Origin of the sequence: Acinetobacter sp. 742879 (assembly GCF_000588535.1) — a bacterium.
In the GTDB taxonomy this organism is placed as follows: Bacteria; Pseudomonadota; Gammaproteobacteria; order Pseudomonadales; family Moraxellaceae; genus Acinetobacter; species Acinetobacter pittii.
Genome location: NZ_JFYC01000008.1, coordinates 13,060 through 32,809, shown reverse-complemented (window position 1 = coordinate 32,809; position 19,750 = coordinate 13,060). Strand labels below are relative to the sequence as shown.

The 19,750-nt window shown below is 38.7% G+C and carries 16 protein-coding genes; 12 read left to right on the top strand and 4 right to left on the bottom strand.

The window, feature by feature from the left end; all coding sequences use genetic code 11:
- Nucleotides 1–2: 2 nt before the first annotated feature.
- Nucleotides 3–755: a biotin--[acetyl-CoA-carboxylase] ligase gene (locus tag J690_RS15375; RefSeq protein ID WP_019767930.1), complete on the bottom strand. Its 753-nt coding sequence runs from the start codon at nucleotides 753–755 to the stop codon at nucleotides 3–5.
- A 30-nt stretch (nucleotides 756–785) separates the two neighbouring features.
- On the opposite strand from J690_RS15375, the gene J690_RS15370 reads away from it, so the two are divergent.
- From J690_RS15370 to J690_RS15340, 7 genes are all read left to right on the top strand, one after another.
- On the top strand, nucleotides 786–1,589 hold the full coding sequence (locus J690_RS15370; RefSeq protein WP_014205929.1) for a sulfite exporter TauE/SafE family protein: 804 nt from the start codon (nucleotides 786–788) through the stop codon (nucleotides 1,587–1,589).
- A 256-nt stretch (nucleotides 1,590–1,845) separates the two neighbouring features.
- Nucleotides 1,846–2,541, top strand: coding sequence for a GntR family transcriptional regulator (locus tag J690_RS15365; protein WP_002120391.1), 696 nt, complete (start codon nucleotides 1,846–1,848; stop codon nucleotides 2,539–2,541).
- A gap of 10 nt (nucleotides 2,542–2,551) precedes the next feature.
- Nucleotides 2,552–6,001, top strand: coding sequence for a chromosome segregation protein SMC (smc, locus tag J690_RS15360; protein ID WP_032036776.1), 3,450 nt, complete (start codon nucleotides 2,552–2,554; stop codon nucleotides 5,999–6,001).
- Between the two features lies 1 nt (nucleotide 6,002).
- A complete protein-coding gene (locus J690_RS15355) occupies nucleotides 6,003–7,049 on the top strand; it encodes a cell division protein ZipA C-terminal FtsZ-binding domain-containing protein (RefSeq protein ID WP_032036775.1) in 1,047 nt (348 codons plus the stop codon).
- 94 nt (nucleotides 7,050–7,143) lie between these two features.
- On the top strand, nucleotides 7,144–9,183 hold the full coding sequence (gene ligA / locus J690_RS15350; RefSeq protein ID WP_032036774.1) for an NAD-dependent DNA ligase LigA: 2,040 nt from the start codon (nucleotides 7,144–7,146) through the stop codon (nucleotides 9,181–9,183).
- Between the two features lie 252 nt (nucleotides 9,184–9,435).
- Nucleotides 9,436–9,900: a heteropolymeric bacterioferritin subunit Ftn gene (ftn, locus tag J690_RS15345; RefSeq protein ID WP_001214863.1), complete on the top strand. Its 465-nt coding sequence runs from the start codon at nucleotides 9,436–9,438 to the stop codon at nucleotides 9,898–9,900.
- A gap of 288 nt (nucleotides 9,901–10,188) precedes the next feature.
- Nucleotides 10,189–11,382 (top strand): MFS transporter, encoded by a 1,194-nt coding sequence (locus J690_RS15340; protein WP_081405194.1) that lies wholly within the window; start codon nucleotides 10,189–10,191, stop codon nucleotides 11,380–11,382.
- Between the two features lie 69 nt (nucleotides 11,383–11,451).
- On the opposite strand, the gene J690_RS15335 is transcribed toward J690_RS15340, so the two are convergent.
- Nucleotides 11,452–12,885 (bottom strand): alpha,alpha-trehalose-phosphate synthase (UDP-forming), encoded by a 1,434-nt coding sequence (locus J690_RS15335; protein WP_032036770.1) that lies wholly within the window; start codon nucleotides 12,883–12,885, stop codon nucleotides 11,452–11,454.
- On the bottom strand, nucleotides 12,873–13,724 hold the full coding sequence (gene otsB, locus J690_RS15330) for a trehalose-phosphatase (RefSeq protein ID WP_032036767.1): 852 nt from the start codon (nucleotides 13,722–13,724) through the stop codon (nucleotides 12,873–12,875). The genes J690_RS15335 and otsB overlap by 13 nt, the downstream gene beginning before the upstream one ends.
- A 356-nt stretch (nucleotides 13,725–14,080) precedes the next feature.
- On the opposite strand from otsB, the gene J690_RS15325 reads away from it, so the two are divergent.
- From J690_RS15325 to bioD, 5 genes are all read left to right on the top strand, one after another.
- Nucleotides 14,081–14,812: an alpha/beta fold hydrolase gene (locus J690_RS15325; RefSeq protein ID WP_032036765.1), complete on the top strand. Its 732-nt coding sequence runs from the start codon at nucleotides 14,081–14,083 to the stop codon at nucleotides 14,810–14,812.
- 93 nt (nucleotides 14,813–14,905) lie between these two features.
- Nucleotides 14,906–16,186 carry an adenosylmethionine--8-amino-7-oxononanoate transaminase gene (bioA, locus tag J690_RS15320; RefSeq protein WP_032036763.1) on the top strand — a complete coding sequence of 427 codons (1,281 nt, stop codon included), beginning with the start codon at nucleotides 14,906–14,908 and terminating at the stop codon, nucleotides 16,184–16,186.
- A gap of 1 nt (nucleotide 16,187) precedes the next feature.
- Entirely contained in the window at nucleotides 16,188–17,345 is a 1,158-nt protein-coding gene (locus tag J690_RS15315) for an 8-amino-7-oxononanoate synthase (RefSeq protein ID WP_032036762.1), read from the top strand.
- A complete protein-coding gene (bioC, locus tag J690_RS15310; protein ID WP_032036761.1) occupies nucleotides 17,342–18,091 on the top strand; it encodes a malonyl-ACP O-methyltransferase BioC in 750 nt (249 codons plus the stop codon). The genes J690_RS15315 and bioC overlap by 4 nt, the downstream gene beginning before the upstream one ends.
- Nucleotides 18,092–18,736 (top strand): dethiobiotin synthase, encoded by a 645-nt coding sequence (bioD, locus tag J690_RS15305; protein ID WP_032004264.1) that lies wholly within the window; start codon nucleotides 18,092–18,094, stop codon nucleotides 18,734–18,736.
- Between the two features lie 60 nt (nucleotides 18,737–18,796).
- Here the strand turns inward: bioD and rluB are convergent, their stop codons facing one another.
- Entirely contained in the window at nucleotides 18,797–19,720 is a 924-nt protein-coding gene (gene rluB / locus J690_RS15300) for a 23S rRNA pseudouridine(2605) synthase RluB (protein WP_032036759.1), read from the bottom strand.
- Nucleotides 19,721–19,750: the final 30 nt, after the last annotated feature.

Here is a 19,750-nt window from a genome sequence, read left to right as displayed (position 1 = left end):
GATTACTGAGTTGTTTGTGGTCTTAGGCGACCTTGATAAAACTGCTGTGGTTCTGGAGTTTCAAGAATTACTGCACCTTCATTGGAGATTCCAACGAAACGGCCATGTACCAGTCCCTGACTATGTTCAAACTGAACTAGCTGATTAATCCATGCCGCATGATGGTTAAAACGTCCCGCTAAATTGTAGCAGCCATGATCAAACCAGCGAGCAGCATTTTGAATGGCAACATAGAGCTCTGAAATTAACTCAAGACGACCCATTTGCTCTAGACCTAAATCCTCTAAAGAGGTAATTGGCTGATCACTATCAGTCACTGGTGGTGTTTTTAAATTAATACCTACACCTACAATAGCCTGATGCTGAGACAGTGGTTCGACTAAAATTCCACCCCATTTGCCCTGAGCACTATATAAATCGTTTGGCCATTTCACTTGCAAATTCAGCGCTTGTAACTGGGGGATTTGCAAAATATTCAGAGCAACTTCAAGTGCTAAGCGACCATCTAAGGGTGTTCGAGTTTGCACCAATGTGCTTAAATAAATGTTTCCTTCAGGTGAAATCCATTGCCGTTGATGTTGACCTCGCCCTTGAGTTTGTTGAGCACTGCAAACCAAGCCCGTTGTAATGCCTTTTTGGGCAATTTCACGAATATCATCATTGGTCGAAGTTGTGGTTGCTTTTAATAAAACCACTTCTGGAAGCTGGTTTTTTGCGCTTAAAAGTTGTTGTAGTTGGCGAGTCTCTAAATCCATGTTGAATATGAGCAGAGTGGTAAAACATTTATGGAGTTAATCATATATTTACTCATTGGTGCAATTGCTGGTTTTACTGCCGGATTGTTTGGAGTTGGTGGTGGACTAATTATTGTACCAATCCTCTATGTCGTTTTTACCCAGTTACACTATGATCCAGCGGTAATCATGCATATTGCAGTCGGAACATCGCTTGCAACCATTATTGTGACGTCTTTTAGTTCTGTTTCAGCTCATCATAAAAAGGGTGCAGTACTTTGGCCTGTTTTTCGTAATTTAGCTCCTGGACTGGTGTTGGGTTCATTTTTAGGGGCGGGGATTGCTGACCTGATGTCTGGCCAGCATTTGCAACTTCTTATTGGTATTTTTGCGGTTGTGATGGCCTATAGGATGTTTAAAGGAGCACATGTAGTTGTTGATCCAACGCGTCAGCTCCCTTCAACCCCTATGCAATTCATGGCGGGTGGAGGCATTGGTATTGCCTCTGCAATTTTTGGAATTGGGGGAGGAAGTTTAACCGTTCCATACTTAAACCGTCATGGCGTGGTCATGCAAAAAGCAGTCGCGACTTCTGCCGCTTGCGGTTTACCAATTGCGGTTGCTGGAGCGATTGGCTTTATGTGGTTTGGTGCAAAAGAACAAATCTCAGTGCCTAACACGATTGGTTATGTACATATCTATGCGTTTATTGGCATTAGTGTCATGAGTTTTGTCACAGCGAAGTTTGGAGCAAAGGTTGCTCATGCGTTGTCGCCGCAGATGTTAAAAAAATGTTTTGCTTGCCTGTTAGTGGTGGTAGGTAGTTACTTTATTTATAAAGGGATTATGCACTAGAGAGTAAAATATTAATCTCACTAGAACTACGATTTAAGAGCTTGAGTTTTTAGAAATTCGAGCTTTTTTTATTCAGTAAAATAAGAACATTTGGGGCTTTTATTCATCTGATTTTGGTGTTGTTTTTAAATGAGTTGGCTTAAAATGCAATAAAATTGTCAGACAATGACATAGTTTTTAATCGATGGGATCAGTTAAAAACAAGGATGCGAAAGAAAAGCATGGATTAATGCATATAAAAAGTAGCGGGTGATTTATGAATCTCGAAGACACAGAAAGTCTTTCTGAGCAAATTGTCAAATATATTAGCGAACAGATCATTAGTGGCGAGCTAGTAGAAGGCGAACGTATTCAAGAACTACGTATTGCCAAAGAACTTGACGTTAGCCGAGGATCAGTTCGTGAAGCATTGTTATTATTAGAGCGTACTCATTTAATTGAGATTTTTCCACGCCGTGGGGCAATTGTTTCAGAAATGTCTGCACAACAAGTTAAAGCGTTGTTTGATACAAATATGATGTTATTGGGGCATATTGTACAACGCATGAGTGAAACATGGCGTGCGCATGAAGCAGATCAATTACAGTTGCTATTAGAGCAACTTCTTGAGCATGTCAAAGCAGGTGATATCGAAAAATTTTATGATGGAGTCTTCCAATATTTAGCTGAACAGCAAGATATGGTGGGGAATCCTTATCTAATGAAATTTTATAAAGAGTTACTACCTTCATTACGTCGTAGTTATTTTTTGACCTTAAATACCTCTAAGCGGGAACTACAAGAAGCATTTGCATTATTTAAACTCGTGACTGATGCAATTTTAATCCGAAAATCACAACAAGCCGCTTTATTTATGGAAGATTTTTGTCGACACTTACGTAACCTTGTGTTGGAATCGCTGACACGAATGAAACAGATTGAATTGGCTTGGGCAAGACGCTCACGCCGCTAGTTAGGGCATTATGCGTTTAAGCAGTTTAAAACTTTCCGGCTTTAAATCTTTTGCAGATAGTACAACCTTAAATTTTAAGGCTAACCGCACAGCAGTGGTTGGTCCAAATGGTTGTGGCAAATCCAATGTAATTGATGCGATCCGCTGGGTGATGGGTGAGTCAAACGCTCGTCAGCTCCGTGGTGGTAGCATGCAAGATGTTATTTTTACGGGGACTTCCAAACGTAAGCCCGTTGGTGTGGCCAGTGTTGAGCTACGCTTTGATAATACTTATGGAAAGTTGGGCGGATCGTATAATGCTTATAATGAATTAGCTGTTCGCCGTCAGGTCACGCGTGAGGGTAAGTCAGAATATTTCTTAAATGGTACACGTTGTCGCCGCCGTGATATTACCGATATTTTCTTGGGAACAGGCTTAGGACCACGCTCTTATGCGGTCATTGAGCAAGGCATGATTAACCGCTTGGTTGATGCCAAGCCTGAAGAAATGCGTGTGTTCATTGAGGAAGCCGCGGGTGTTTCTCGTTATCAGGCTCGTCGTCGTGAAACTTTGCAGCATCTTGAACATACAGAGCAAAACCTTTCGCGCTTAGACGATATTGCACTAGAGTTAAAATCGCAGCTTAAAACGCTTAAGCGTCAGTCGGAAGCAGCGGTTCAATATAAAACTTTAGAAAGCCAGATCCGTACGCTCAAAATTGAAATTTTGTCTTTTCAGGCAGAGAAAAGTGTACGTCTACAAGAAGAATATACTGTTCAAATGAATGAATTGGGTGAAACCTTTAAATTGGTTCGCTCAGAGTTAAGCACGATTGAACATGATTTAGAAGCAACCAGTGCTTTGTTTCAGCGACTTATTCAGCAATCTTCACCGCTACAACAAGAATGGCAACAAGCTGAAAAGAAACTATCTGAACTTAAAATGACTCTTGAACAAAAACAGAGTCTATACCAGCAAAATAGTACGACTCTCGTTCAGTTAGAGCAGCAAAGATTCCAAACTAAAGAACGTTTACAGCTTTCTGAATTGCAACTTGAAACACTGAATAATCAGCTAGAAGAACAAACAGAAGCTTTAGCGGGAGTTGAGCATACAGCGACGGAGGCTGAACAAAACTTTGCTGATTTACAATCTCAGCAAAAACAAGCACAACAACAGTTTGAACAAATAAAAGCTCAGGTTGAAAAACAACAGCAGCAAAAAATGCAGATGTCAGCTCAAATTGAACAGTTGGGTAAAAATGTTCAGCGCATTGAGCAGCAAAAAGAAACGCTGCAACATCAAGCAAACCAAATTCAATCGCATGTTCATGAAGATGAGCAGGGCGAGCTTGAGCAACTGCAACAGAAATTACTTGGCGAAATCGCGTCGCTTGAAACTGAAATTGAGCAACAATTACTGCATTTAGAGCAATCTCAACAGCAACATCAATCAAGTAAAAATCAGCAGCAAACTCTGAAAACAGAAATCCAAGTTTTATTATCAGAGCAGAAAAACCTAAGCCAGCTTGTTGCTAAACAAAGTTCAAAGCAGAACCAAGATACGCTACGTTTAATGCAGACTCTAGAGTTAACTGAGCAAGGTAAACCACATGCGCAGATTGTTGAGAAGTTTTTAGCAAAATGGTTACAAGCTCATATTCTTGAGACTGAACAAGTCTTTCAAGAAGGGGTTGCTCGCCAGCTAAAACCTTCAGAGCAAACAAGTAAATTTAAAGGTAACTTGGCTTGTTTGAATGAGTGGATTGCATCGCCACAGCTATCAATCTTTTCAAATGTAGCGATTGCACAAGATTTGACTCAAGCTTTAAATGAGCAAAAGCAGTTGCAACATGGTCAGTCTGTTTTGACTTTAGATGGCTATCATGTCGGGCAGGATTGGGTGATTGCCCTTATGTATGATGACGAAAGTCAAAGTGCACAAGGTATGCTGAGCCACCGTATTCGTCTAGATGAAATTGAACAAGCTCTTGAAAAGCAACAACCTCAATTACAAACACTAGATCAAATTGTAGTTCAACAAAAAGATGAGCTAGGGCAGTTACAAGTTGATCTACAGCAAAAACAACAAGTCATTAAACAAAAACAAAAAGACTTGCAACAACTTGATGTGCAAATTGCCAAGCAACAAACCGCAGCACAAGCATTTTTACTGCAAAAACAGCAATTAAAAGATCAACTTGGTCAGTTAGACATGCAGCTTGAAGAAGATGCAATGCAAAAAGATGATCTTGAAATTGATTTGCATGCATTAGCAATTAAGCTCGAAACCATTTTACCTGACTATAAAACTTTGCAATTTCGGGTAGAAGAATTAACAGAGCAGTTAGACGAGCAGCAACAAGCCTTGCAACATCAGCAACAAGAACGTGAAATTTTACGCCGTAATAGCACGCAGACAACTCAACAGATTGAGTTGCTTGAAAAAGATATCTCATTCTTGCAAAGCCAATATCACCAAATTAATGTTCAAATGGAGCAAGCGAAAAAGTTTGTTGACCCTATTCAATTAGAGCTACCAAATCTTGAGTCAGAGTTTCAGCAACAATTTGCTCAAACTGAAAAGTTGCAAAAGAACTGGAATGAATGGCAGATTGAACTCAATAGTGTGCAGGAAAAACAGCAGACTTTGACCGATCAGCGTCATCAATATCAACAAAAAGATGAGCAGCTTAGAGAACAACTTGAAGCGAAACGGTTGGCATGGCAAGCAGCCAAGTCAGATCGTGAACATTACCAAGAGCAGCTTAAAGAGCTAAATGCCGAGTTTCAAAAAGGCTTACAAATAGATTTAGCCGAGCACCAGCAAAAACTGGAAAAAGTACAGAAACAGTTTGAAAAAATTGGAGCGGTTAACCTTGCCGCTTCACAAGAGTTTGAAGAAGTTTCTCAGCGTTTTGATGAGCTGAGTCACCAGATTCAAGATTTGGAAAATACAGTAACTCAATTAAAAGATGCGATGAAAAGCATTGACCAAGAAACTCGTAAGCTGTTTATGACAACTTTTGATCAGATCAATCAGGAGTTGCAAAACCTGTTTCCAAAGGTTTTTAATGGTGGTGAGGCGAGTTTAAGTCTTGAAGATGACTGGCAATCTGGTGTTAAACTGATGGCAAGGCCACCGGGTAAGAAAAATAGTTCTCTAGCATTACTTTCCGGTGGAGAAAAGGCTTTAACAGCGTTAGCATTAGTATTTGCGATTTTTAGATTAAATCCGGCACCGTTTTGTGTACTAGATGAAGTGGACGCACCACTTGATGATGCGAATGTTCAGAGATATTGTAATTTGGTAAAAGAGCTTTCTGAACATGTACAATTCATTTACATTACACATAATAAGCTGGCGATGACCATGGCAACTGATTTGTTGGGTGTGACCATGCCTGAACCGGGTACATCAAAATTAGTCACTGTCGATCTAGAACAGGCAAAAGAATACGGGTTAGTTTCGGAGTCATAGAATGGAAATCAATACGATTATTGGCATCGTTGTTGCCATTATAATTATGCTAATTGGCTTAAAAATGATTTTAAAAAAGCCAAACCATGCTGAACCCTCATTAGACAGTGATTTGCATATTAATCCTGATAGCAATCAACCAGTTATACCTAGGTACGTGAGAGACCAGCTTGAGAAAACTGAAGCAGAATCTGTAGCGGTGACTAGTGCAGAGCGAGTAGAACCGACTTTAAGCGAAGCTGCGCCGTCACAAGTACCTAAAACAAAACAGTCAGAAATTGAGACCGTAGAACCCGCTAAAGCAATTCAAGCCGAACAAACTCAATCAGTTGTTGAAAACGCTTCTGTAGAAGAAATTAAATCTCAAGAAACAGTACCAAGCTCTGCCATTCATAAAGATGGTTCAGTTGAGTTGGTTGATACAGCTTCTGTTAAACCGGAAGCTGAAGCTTTAGCAAAAGAAAACCTGGAAGCTGAAAGCGAAAAAACTGAGCCTGAGTTGAGTTTGAACCCGAATATAGAAACCGCCGAAATTGCTGAGTTTGAAGGCGAGAGTAATATTCTGGATGTGCATTTACATGAACAGCAACGCTATGATGATGAAAGTTCATTAGCGATGGCTGAACAGATTATTGCGCTAAATGTTTATCCAAACCCTCGTCGAGCATTGTCTGGCGATAAAGCGCTTAAAGTGCTGTTAAAATATGGTTTACGCTATGGTGAAATGTCGTGCTTCCACCGTTATGAAAATACCGATGAGCCGAGCGTACTCATGTTCTCTGTATTGCGTATGACAGACAATGGACCAGCTGGGTTTGATCTTGAAACTTTATCTACTGAACAAGTTCAAGGGTTAGCATTTTTCCTTGCCCTTCCAAACAGTAAAGCCGTGACTGGTTTTGACATGATGGCGAGTATTGCAGGTTTAATTGCTCGCGAAATTGATGGCAAAGTTTACGATGAGAATAATCTTGAATTTACGCCACAGTTAAAAGAGCACTGGCGTCATCATGTGATTGATTATCGTCCGGCACAGGCGACTGCCTAGTTTTAATTTTTTACGTTCGTTGCGATAATTGCAACATATCTAGTCGCAGCTCAGGGTGGAGAAATTTCCACCCTTTTTTATGGTGAATAACATAATGGCAACAACTTCCGTGATCGAACAGATGCGTCAGCTTATTCAACTGATTGCAAAGCATAACCATGCCTACTATGTCATGGATCAGCCGACAATCTCGGACAGTGAATATGATCATTTATTTCACCAGTTAAAAGCTTTAGAAGAGCAATATCCTGATCTTGTTCAATCAGATTCGCCAACAACAAAAGTAGGTGGACAAGCTCTCTCTAAATTTCAAAGTGTGACTCATGTAGTTCCGATGCTTTCTTTGGGGAACGTTTTTAATCAGGAAGACTTGTTTGCATTTGCACGTCGTGTGGAAGAGCGTTTGCCTAAGCAAAAAGTACAATATGAAGTTGAACTAAAACTAGATGGTCTTGCGATTTCTCTCTGGTATGAAAATGGTGTGTTAATACGTGGCGTTACTCGTGGTGACGGAGAAACTGGGGAAGACATTACCCAGAACGTTAAAACGATACGTAATTTGCCTAAAGTGTTACATTCAGATCACTTTGAAATTCCACGTTTGCTGGAAGTTCGTGGTGAAGTACTTATGCCAAAGTCCGGTTTTGAAAAACTCAATGCCGAACAGGAAGCCAAAGGTGATAAAACATTTGCGAATCCGCGTAATGCAGCAGCTGGTAGTTTAAGACAGCTCGATCCTAATATTGCTGCGGCTCGACCGTTAGCATTTTATGCTTACGGCATTGCTCAATGTGAACCTAATCATGGCTTAACTACCATGCATGACAGTCTGCAATGGCTCACAAAACTTGGATTTGAAATTGCTGAACGTCAATATCTGTGTAATTCGATTCAAGAAGTGCAGCAGCGATATGAGCAAATTCAGCAAGAACGTTCAGATTTACAAGTTGAAATTGACGGGATGGTTGTAAAGGTTGATGACTTAAAGCAACAACAACAACTTGGTTTTTTAAGTCGTGAACCACGCTGGGCAACTGCTTATAAATTCCCTGCACAAGCTGCATTAACTACGGTTGATCAGATTGATTGGCAAGTAGGGCGTACAGGTACTTTGACTCCAGTAGCGCGTTTAAACCCTGTATTTGTAGGGGGAGTTACGGTTTCCAATGTAACTTTACACAACATTGGTGAGATCCATCGCCTAGATGTACGTGTTGGTGATACGGTGAGTGTTTATCGTACAGGCGATGTTATTCCTAAAGTAGAAAAAGTTTGGCCAGAATTCCGTCCTGTTGATGCCGAAGTTGTACATTTACCAGATAACTGTCCTGTTTGTGCCTCACCAGTGGTAATGCCTGAAGGGGAAGCTTTAGCACGTTGTTCTGGTGGACTGTACTGTGCTGCACAGCGTATTGAAGCGATTCGTCACTTCGTATCACGTAAAGCTCTGGATATTGAAGGTCTAGGCGATCGTTGGGTAGAGTCTTTATTACATCTCGATTTGCTCAAAGATGTTGCTGATATTTACCATTTGCACGAACACCGAGAAACTTTACTCGGGATTGAAAAAATGGGCGAGAAATCGGTACAAAATCTGATTGATGCCATTGAAGCCAGTAAGAAGACAACGCTTGCGCGTTTTATTTATGCTTTAGGAATTCGTGGGGTAGGTGAAACAACAGCTAGAATGTTAGCCAATACTTTCCAAACTTTGGAAGCGCTTAAAGCTGCTGATGTTGAAGCTTTAAAGAAAACACCAGATGTTGGTGATATTACTGCCGAGTGGATTGCTGACTTTTTCTTGGCACCGCACAACATTGAAGTGCTTGATCGCTTAATTGTCGCAGGAATTCATTGGGATGCACCGACTGCACCAACACGACAGCCATTAAATGGCGAAAGCTGGGTGTTAACGGGCACATTAGAGCAAATGACCCGTGATCAGGCAACACAAATGCTACAAGCATTAGGTGCGCGTGTAAGCGGTAGTGTATCGAGTAAAACCAAATGTGTTGTTGCGGGTGAGAAGGCTGGTTCGAAATTAGAAAAAGCAGCAAAACTAGGTATTGCTGTTATGAATGAGACTGATTTCTTATCACTCATGGCGAGCTACGGGCAGACTTTAAGCGAATAGATCTACCGAAATAAGAACCATTGATTTTAGTTACAAATTTATAAATTGATGGTTTGAGCCATATTTTAACGCTTGTCTGAACTTATAAATTGGACAAGCGTTTCTTTTTGCAGAGGAAATTTAAATAACTTAAACTGCAAATGCGTATGTTTCTCATTTTAATTTGATAAAAATCATAAACTTAACCATTTTTTGTTTTGCAATCACTTTTAAGATTGCCCATAATAGTTCTCATACGATAGGAGATTTATTATGCGTGGCAATCCAGAAGTCATAGACTATTTAAATATGCTCATTGGCGGAGAATTGGCTGCCCGTGATCAATATCTAATCCATTCTCGTATGTATGAAGATTGGGGTTTAAATAAAATTTATGAACGTATTGATCATGAGATGCAAGAAGAAGCTTCTCATGCTGATGCGATTATTCGCCGTGTATTATTTTTAGGTGCTAAACCAAACATGCATCGTGAAGATATCAATGTTGGTACAGACGTTGTATCGTGTTTAAAAGCTGATTTGGCGCTTGAATATCATGTTCGTGAAAAATTAGCGACAGGTATCAAACTTTGTGAAGAGAAGGGCGATTACATTAGCCGTGATATGTTGCGTCAACAATTATCAGATACTGAAGAAGACCATACATACTGGTTAGAAAAGCAATTACGTTTAATTGAGTTGATTGGCTTGCAAAACTATATTCAATCTCAAATTTAATAAAAAACCCAGCTAAGGCTGGGTTTTTTATTGGCTCATTTTAATAAAATGAAGTCTTAACTTGGATGTTGATTTTGTCAAATTGAACATATTCAAAGCCTTACTATATAAGGCTTTGGCAGTTACAAAAAAGTCAGAAAAATTGTATCACACCCCCTGTTTTTTTTATGAAATTGTTTATAATTTCGCCAACAAAACCCTTGCCTAGAAATTTAATGAGGCAAGGGTTTTTCTATGGAAAATCGGTTGGTATGGATCGCCAATGATTTTATGGTGAGTTCGCGAAATATGTTATTTACCAAACCTGCTGTTTTAGATACAGCTACTCTCCTAAGCACACAGCGTCTTGCAACACGACTAAGCTTTTTTAGCTTAGGTTTTGCGACTGCAGCTTGGGCACCTCTTATTCCTTTTGCACAGCAGCGTTTAAACCTAAATCATGCCGATTTTGGTTTACTTTTGCTGTGTATGGGTATCGGGTCAATGATTGCTATGCCTGCGACTGGTGCTTTAGTAAAGCGCTGGGGATGTCGTCCGTTAATTGCTTTGGCATTGATGTTGTTAATGGTTTTATTGCCTAGCCTTACGATGTGGAGCAGCATTGTGACGATGGCTGTAGCATTGTTTATTTTTGGATCGGCAGCAGGATGTCTTGGAGTAGCTATCAATTTACAAGCAGTAGTTGTTGAAAAACATAGTGTGCGAGCTCTTATGTCTAGCTTCCATGGAATGTGCAGTCTTGGTGGTTTAACAGGCGCTATGCTTGTGACAGCATTATTGGCAGTAGGGCTTTCACCCTTAATGAGTACGTTATCAGTCGTTATGATTTTACTTGTTATTGGTGGCGTTGCGATTCCATCTTGTTTAACGTCTTTTGAACAGGAAGAAAAGCCACATGAAGATACCACTCAAGCGCCCAAAAAACTTTATCGTCCTGATGGCATTATTCTGCTTATTGGTATGATGTGTTTTATCGCCTTTTTATCAGAAGGTGCAGCAATGGACTGGGGTGGTATTTATTTAACAAGTAAATATCAGCTTAATCCTGCTTTTGCTGGTTTAGCTTACACTTTCTTTGCGCTTAGCATGACGACTGGTCGTTTTGCAGGTCATATCTTGCTTAAGCAATGGGGTGAAAAAAATATTGTGACTTATAGTGCAATTGGAGCCGCTATTGGTATGGCTGTTATTGTAACTGCACCAGTGTGGCAAGTGGTTGTATTAGGTTATGCACTATTAGGATTAGGTTGTTCTAATATTGTACCAGTGATGTTTTCTCGTGTTGGTCGACAAAACAATATGCCTAAAGCAGCAGCACTTTCTTTAGTATCAACAATTGCCTATACAGGTTCATTAAGTGGACCAGCTTTAATCGGTTTAATTGGGGAATGGACTGGTTTAAGTACGGTTTTAACAGGCGTCGCTGTATTACTATTTATTATTGCTTTACTTAACCGCTTTACATTAGTAAAGACAAATTAATTTATAAATAATAATCACCAAATAGCGAACATCGAGAAATTAAATTTCTCGATGTTCTTTTATTTAGATTTATAAAACCTGATAAATAGATTGATAATTATCTTGTAATAATCGCTGAGGCTTCATTAGTAAAGTTGGTGTCTTTTCTAAATCATCCAAGAAATTATTTCGCCAATGGGTAAGATCAGATGATGTTAATCCCTCTATCAATTGTTGATAACGATTAATACGCTCAGCTTTAGACATTTCTAAAGCCATTTTTAAAGCATCCATCATTGCCGCTCTATCTTGCGGGTCAACAATCAAGGCTTGAGACATTTGCTCAGCAGCACCAGCATATTTAGATAAAATGAGCACACCTGGATTTTCTGGGTCTTGTGCCGCAATATATTCTTTAGCCACTAGATTCATCCCATCACGTAGTGAACTGATCCAGCAAATATCTGAATGACGATAAATGTGCATGAGATTATGGTGCTGTACCGTGTCATAGCAGCAATCTACAGGTCTCCAGTCTTCATGCGCAAACTCTTCGTTAATTAACTCTAGCTTGGTTTTAAAACGTTGGTATAAGCGTTGATAAGCTGGAATATCGGTACGAGAAGGAATCGCCACTTGAAGATGTCGAACTAGGCCATGATATTCGGGGCTGGTTTCCAAAAAGGTTGCAAATGCATTAAATCTTTCAAGTAAACCTTTTGAATAATCAATACGATCAACTCCAATAATAGTTTTTTGACGTGGAATTTCTTCAAAATTAAATACCGAAGAGGTCGCCAAATCTTGTTGTGCTTGTTTTTGTATAAGTTCAGGCTGAACACCAATTGGGTATGATTTAATTAATATTTGACGTTTTTTATAGCTAATACTGTTGCTTTGAATTTTTTGAGCTTCGAGTAAATTCAGGCAAGTCTGCATGCAGGCATTTTGGTCAATCTGAGTTTGTAAGCCAATAACATCATATTGGCTCAAGTCTTGAATTAACTCACGGGCTACCGGAATTTTGTGCCAGATATTCAGACTGGCAAAAGGAATATGTAAGAAGAAACCAATTTTGTTTTGCATGCCTAATTCACGGCAATAGCGAGCCACACTAAAAAAGTGGTAATCGTGCACCCAAATAAGATCTTCAGGCTGAGCAAGCTGTTTTAGCTTTTGAGCAAATAAGCGATTAACCTTTTGATAGGTATTGTACTCTTCTGCATCATATTCAATCAGATCATCTCTATGATGCATTGCTGGCCACAAAACTTTGTTAGCAAAACCACAATAATATTGGGCATATTGCTGATGAGTGAGGGGGCAGGTAATGTAGTCAATTCCTTGAGAATAAGCCTGCTCAAATTCTGGCGCTTCGCTATCGGTAATTTGCTGCCCATTCCAGCCTAACCAGATGCCATTACTATCATTTAGTGCATCTTGTACAGCTACAGCAAGACCACCTGCTGAAGCTTTACCTGATGGCATACTTATTCTGTTCGATAATACGATTAATTTAGACATAATTTTTCTCCATTCTGATTTTGGCTATTTTTGACATATAAGCTTTTTATTCTGTTTTGAAATAAAAGAAGAAAATCCGCGACATTATCAATATCTTTTAATCTATATTTTGCTTGTGTTTCGCCTGGACCTACTTTAATACTAAGGCCAGCTTGCTGATTAATGTAAGTGAAACCAGATTCATCTGTTAAATCATCACCTATAAAAATAGGTAATACTGCATGTAAATCAAGATGATTTAATATGGTTTCAATTGCTCTACCTTTATCAGCTTGGTTTGGAATTAATTCAACAACAAATTTTCCTCTATTTATTTTTAATTGAGGATAATTGAGATTAATTTTCTGCATAATATTAATGGCATTATTTTCTAAATTAGGATTTTTACGATAATGTAAGGCAATAGAATATCCTTTATCCTCAATTAATAATTCAGGATATTTATCACAATTTTTGGTAATATCTTGTTTTAAATTTTTGAAATTAATACTGCTTAAATCTGGTCGAATATAATTTCCTGAATCAAAATAAATATCTAAACCATGTAAACCAGCAATTGGAACTTCAATAGGATGTAGTAGTTTGCTTGCTGTATCTACATCACGACCTGTTATAGCAATAACAGGTATATTTAATTTAGTAATTTTTTTTATAACTTCTAATGTAGTTTGTGGAATAAAACTATGCTCAGGATTAATTTGAAAGGGTGCTAATGTGCCATCAATATCCAAAAACATGCAGTAATTTTTATCTAAAGATAAGTTATTTATAACATCATTGGGTGTAACAAAAGATGTATTTTTTTTTCTCCCATCAGATATTGTGCTTTGACTGTTCATATTAGCCTTCCTAATACTTTTTGATCAATAATTAATCTTCTAGCATTAAAATGAATTGGTGAGTCATTTTTTTTAATAAAAAAACATAAGTATTAACATTAATTACATTGCATAATGGATTTATAGGCGAAGTGTGGAGTATGTTGTTTTTTGATTGGCTTCAATGTTTAGATAATTAAATTTTTGTATATTTACTATGAATAATGCGGGTCTTACTTATCAATATATTTCAGAATATTAACTCATTATAAATGTTTAATTTTATGCTCTAAAATTTACCATTTATATTGATTTTAAAAGATATTTTAAATCGATATTATTATATAATCCTTATAAAATCGGCTTTGGACAGGCATATGAAGTTACAAAATAAAATTTTATTAATTACAGGTTGGGGAGTAGGAGAGGAGCCTTTGCAATCTCTAAAATTGCATTTGGACAAAAAGGGTTTTGAAACTCAACTTATTAATATTTTTGATGTTTTAGATCGTAACTTTCAAGCACAGCTTGATTTAGTTGCTGAGGTTGATGTAGTAATAGGTTGGTCTTTAGGTGGACAGTTAGCAACTCAACTGGTTGATATTTTTTACAAGCAAACAGGGCAAACTAAAACGTTAATTACGCTCGCTTCAAATCCATGTTTTGTTACCAACGATAATTGGCAAACTGCTATGCCTGCTGATGTGTTTAGTCAATTTAAGACTTCTTTTTTACAAACCCCGCAAGCCACTTTAAAGCGTTTTTATTACTTAATTACACTCGGTTCATCTCAGGCTAAACAAGATTGGGTAAGCATACAAAACATAGCAAATCCGCCTTCAATTGAATTGCTATCAGAAGGTTTGCAAATGCTTGAGCAACTAAATTTGGTAAATAACTTAAAAAACTATCTAGGTCCGCAGCTTCATGTGTTTGCCGAGCAAGATAATGTCATTCCTTGCAAAATTATTGAAAATTTCAAGGATATCGCGACAGAAAACATGACTTATAAAGTATTAGAAGGCGCTACTCATGCTTTTCCATACTTAGAAGTAGATCGAACAATTGAAGAAATCTGCCAATTTTTAACAATTCATCAGCAAAGTTAATAAGCTTTGGTTGATCTCGCAATTTTCTTTCATTCTTAACAGGTTTAACATGTGCTAAATGAAAGATTTAATTGCTGTAAAAGGGTATAGAGGATGACCGATAATTTTGATTTGGAACATATTTGGCATCCATATACCTCAATGACTCAACCTTTACCAACATTTAAAGTTAAACGTGCCTATGGGGCAACGATTGAACTAGATGATGGTAAGACTTTAATTGATGGGATGTCGTCATGGTGGTGTGCAATTCACGGTTATAACCACCCTGAACTCAATCAGGCAGTGACAGATCAATTACAGAACATGTCGCATATCATGTTTGGTGGTTTAACTCATGATCCTGCAATTGAACTTGGAAAAATTCTTTTAAAAATTACGCCGCCAAGTCTCGATAAAATTTTCTATGCAGATTCAGGTTCGGTTGCCGTTGAAGTTGCTTTGAAAATGGCTGTGCAATTCTGGACAGCACAAGGCCAACCACAAAAAACAAATTTTATTACTACACGTTCTGGTTATCACGGTGATACATGGAATGCGATGTCTGTTTGTGATCCGGTTACAGGCATGCATCAAATTTTTGGTACAAGTTTACCGAACCGTCTTTTTGTAGCAGCTCCGCAAACCAAATTTCATGAAGAGTGGAATCAAGAGGATATTGCTGAGCTAGAGCAAGCTATTCAGCAAAATCATGAAAACCTTGCTGCACTGATTATTGAGCCGATTGTTCAAGGTGCAGGGGGGATGCGTTTTTATCATCCTGAATATTTACGTCAGGCGAAAGCACTTTGTGAACAATATAATCTGTTATTAATTTTTGATGAAATTGCGACTGGTTTTGGCCGCACGGGTAAGCTTTTTGCTTGGGAACATGCACAAGTTGAGCCAGACATTATGTGCATAGGTAAAGGGTTAACAGGCGGCTACATGACGTTATCTGCTACCTTAACGACAAAGCATGTTGCAGAAACCATTAGTCGGGGTGAGGCTGGGGTGTTTATGCACGGCCCAACCTTTATGGCTAATCCACTTGCTTGCGCGGTCGCTTTAAAAAGTACCCAATTATTAATTGAGCAAGATTGGCAGGCTAATATTGAGCGAATTGAACAACAGCTTAGCCAATATTTAACGCCTTTAAGTCAGCTTGATTATGTTGCCGACGTGCGAGTGCTGGGTGCAATTGGTGTAGTAGAACTCACCTTTAATGTTGATATGAAAACCTTACAGCAACAATTTGTAGACCGCGGAATCTGGATCCGTCCTTTTGGAAAATTGGTTTATGTGATGCCACCATATGTCATCACGCATCAAGAGTTAAGCGATTTGCTCGAACAATTAGTTGAAGTTGTTCAAACGATGGGGGGAGCGAATTAAGATGTCATTGCTTGATCATTTTTCTGCCGAATTGGATGAGTTAAAGCAACAAGGTAACTTTAGACAATTTACCCAAAATGTGCAGCACGGACGTTTTATTTCGATCCAAAATAAAACGATGCTCAACTTAGCTTCAAATGATTATCTTGGGTTGGCTGCTGATATCAATTTTCGTCAAGAGTTTTTAGATAGCTTTCCAATCGAGCGTAGCTATTTTAGTTCATCATCTTCACGTCTATTAACGGGCAATTTTGATGAATATGAACAATTAGAAAATAGCCTAAGCCAAGCATTTGGTGGTCGCGCGGCACTATTATTTAATAGTGGCTACCATATGAATATTGGTATTTTGCCAGCTGTTGCTGATAGTAAAACTTTAATATTGGCGGATAAGTTAGTTCATGCCAGTATGATTGACGGTATACGTTTATCTGGTGCTCAGTATGTGCGTTATCGACATAACGATTTACAACACTTGGAACAACTCCTCCAAAAATATCATGAGGATGACAAGATTGAACGAATCATTGTGGTCACAGAAAGTATTTTTAGTATGGACGGTGATGAGACGGATTTAGCCGCTTTAGTTCAGCTAAAAAAACGGTTTGCTAAAACTATGTTATATGTTGATGAAGCGCATTCAATTGGCGTTCGTGGTCAGCAAGGCTTAGGATGTGCTGAACAATATAATGTGATTCAGGAAATTGATTTTCTGGTCGGTACATTAGGCAAAGCATTAGCAGCAGTCGGTGGTTACATTATTTGTGATCCAATTATTAAAGATTATCTCATTAATAAAATGCGCCCACTTATTTTTAGTACTGCACAGCCTCCGATTGTTATGGCATGGGCAAACTTTATTTTTCAGAAAGTATTAGTCTCTCAATCTCAACGTGAACACTTAAAAAATATTAGCCAATATCTTCAACAAGCTGTTGTGCAAAAGGGTTATGTAAGCCCATCGCCCAGCCATATTATTCCAGTCATTGTTGGAGAAAGTCAGGCTGCGATCGATAAAGCGAAATACGTTCAGGAAAGTGGTTTTTATGCTATGCCTGTGCGTCCACCAACAGTACCTAAAAACAGTTCGCGTTTGCGTATTTCTTTAACGTCAATGGTGCAGCAACATGAACTTGAAGAATTGGTGAGTTTTCTGTGAATTTGAATAAAAACTTAGTTGCCCAGCGTTTTGCCAAAGCAGGGCAAAGCTATTCAGAGCATGCAATTGTTCAAAAACAGATTTGCCAAAATTTAACAGGTTTAGTTCAGCAGTTCTGCCCGACTACGATGTCGCGTGTCTTTGAAATTGGTTGTGGTTCTGGCAATTTAACTCGTCTTCTTGCTACATATTTTAAGTTTGAAGAGTTAATTTTGAATGATCTATATGCAGATGTGCAGCAGCACTTTAGTCATCAAGAAAATTTAAAATGGTTGATTGGGGATATTGAAACTTTAGATTTCCCTCAGCAGCTGGATATGATTGTTTCAGGTTCAGCTTTACAGTGGATACAAGATTTACCGCATTTGCTCGAACGTTGTAATGAGGCTTTAGTCGATCAAGGTTGGTTGTGCTTCTCAACATTCGGTTCTAAAAACTTATTAGAGATTAAAGAATTAACAGGACAGGGTTTAAGTTACTGGTCAGTTGAAAATTGGAGTAGTGCCTTAACTCAGGCTGGTTTTGAGATTTTGCATTTGTCAGAATTAGAAACTCAACTCTATTTCGATTCACCTAAAGCTGTGTTGCAACATTTAAAAGCAACAGGTGTAACCGCAACGGCTCAGCATCGTTGGACTAAACAAACTTTACAACAGTTTTATCAAGATTATGATCGGTTTAAGTATGCCGAAGGATATTCCCTAACATATCATCCGATTTATTGTATTTCCCGGAGAATAAAGTAAATGAGTGGTCAGATCTATTTTGTGAGTGGGATTGATACCGAAATTGGTAAAACCTACGCGACAGGTTTCTTAGCAAAATTATGGACTGAGCAGGGTAAAAAAGTGATTACCCAAAAACTCATTCAAACAGGTAACGCTGATATTTCTGAGGATATTGAAAAGCATCGTGAAATTATGGGGCAGGGCTGGTTCCAAGAAGATCATGACAAGCTAACCATGCCTGAAATCTTTAGTTATCCTGCTTCACCTCATCTTGCAACACGTCTTGATAACCGAGAAATTGATTTTCAAAAAATTGAAGATGCGACCCAAACATTGGCTGAGCGTTTTGAAATCGTATTGCTGGAAGGTGCGGGAGGTTTAATGGTGCCATTAACCACTAGTCTGCTTACCATTGATTATGTCGCTCAGCATCAGTTTCCTGTTATTTTAGTAACATCGGGCCGTTTAGGAAGTATTAACCATACTTTGCTTAGTCTTGAAGCACTTAAGTCTCGTGGGCTGAAGTTGCATGCCTTGGTTTATAATCTAAAAGATGAATCAAAAGATCCATTAATTTCTCAAGATACTTCAAATTTTTTGAAAGATTATTTAGCTATTCATTTTCCTGAAGCTGAATGGATCGAATTGGCGAAAATGAATTAAGTTAAACAGGCTATAAAAAACCGCTCAAATTTGAGCGGTTTTTTTACATCTTATGAATGTTTAGAATTTCTTTGAACCACGGTTAAAACCAGTCGCTTTACGTTGGTTGCCCGTGTTAGTTGGCGCTTCTTTTTCATCATCACGACGTTGTTGACGTAAGTAACCGCCACGACGTGCTGCCATTGGTTTTTCAGTCATACGATCAGTACGGCGTTTCGCCATACCAAATAAACCTGTACCTTGACGTGGTTTTAACTCAACTGATTTTGCTAAGTTGTCGATGTCAGTTTTGTCGAGTTCCATCCAACGACCAGTACGTAGTTCGCGCGGTAAAATAACTGTGCCGTAGCGTGTACGTAATAAACGGCTTACTTTAAGATCTTGCGATTCAAAAATACGACGTACTTCGCGGTTACGACCTTCTTTTACTACAACTTGGTACCAGCGGTTAATACCTTCACCACCAATTTCAGAGAATGATTCGAATTTGGCAGGGCCATCTTCGAGCTCTACTCCGTTGACCATGTTTTGGCGTAGTTTTGGCGTTACTTCACCCATTACTCGAACAGCATATTCACGTTCGATTTCATTAGATGGGTGCATTAAGCGGTTAGCAAGTTCACCATCATTTGTGAATAGTAATAAACCAGTACTGTTAATATCCAGACGACCTACCATTACCCAGCGGTCATTGGCAATTTGTGGTAAATGATCAAATACGGTTGGGCGTTTTTCAGGATCATTACGTGAACAGATTTCACCCTCAGGTTTATAATAAATCAGTACGCGACGACGAATTTCGTCTTCAATCTGAAACTGAACTTTACGGCCATCAATGCGTAATTCATCGCCTGGTTCAATGCGCTCACCCACTTGGGCAACACGACCGTTTACACTCACGCGTCCTGCGGCAATAACCTCTTCCATATATCGGCGGGAACCTAATCCGATTCGCGCTAATACTTTTTGCAATTTTTCACTCATGACAGCACAACCTTAGACATAATGATCAAC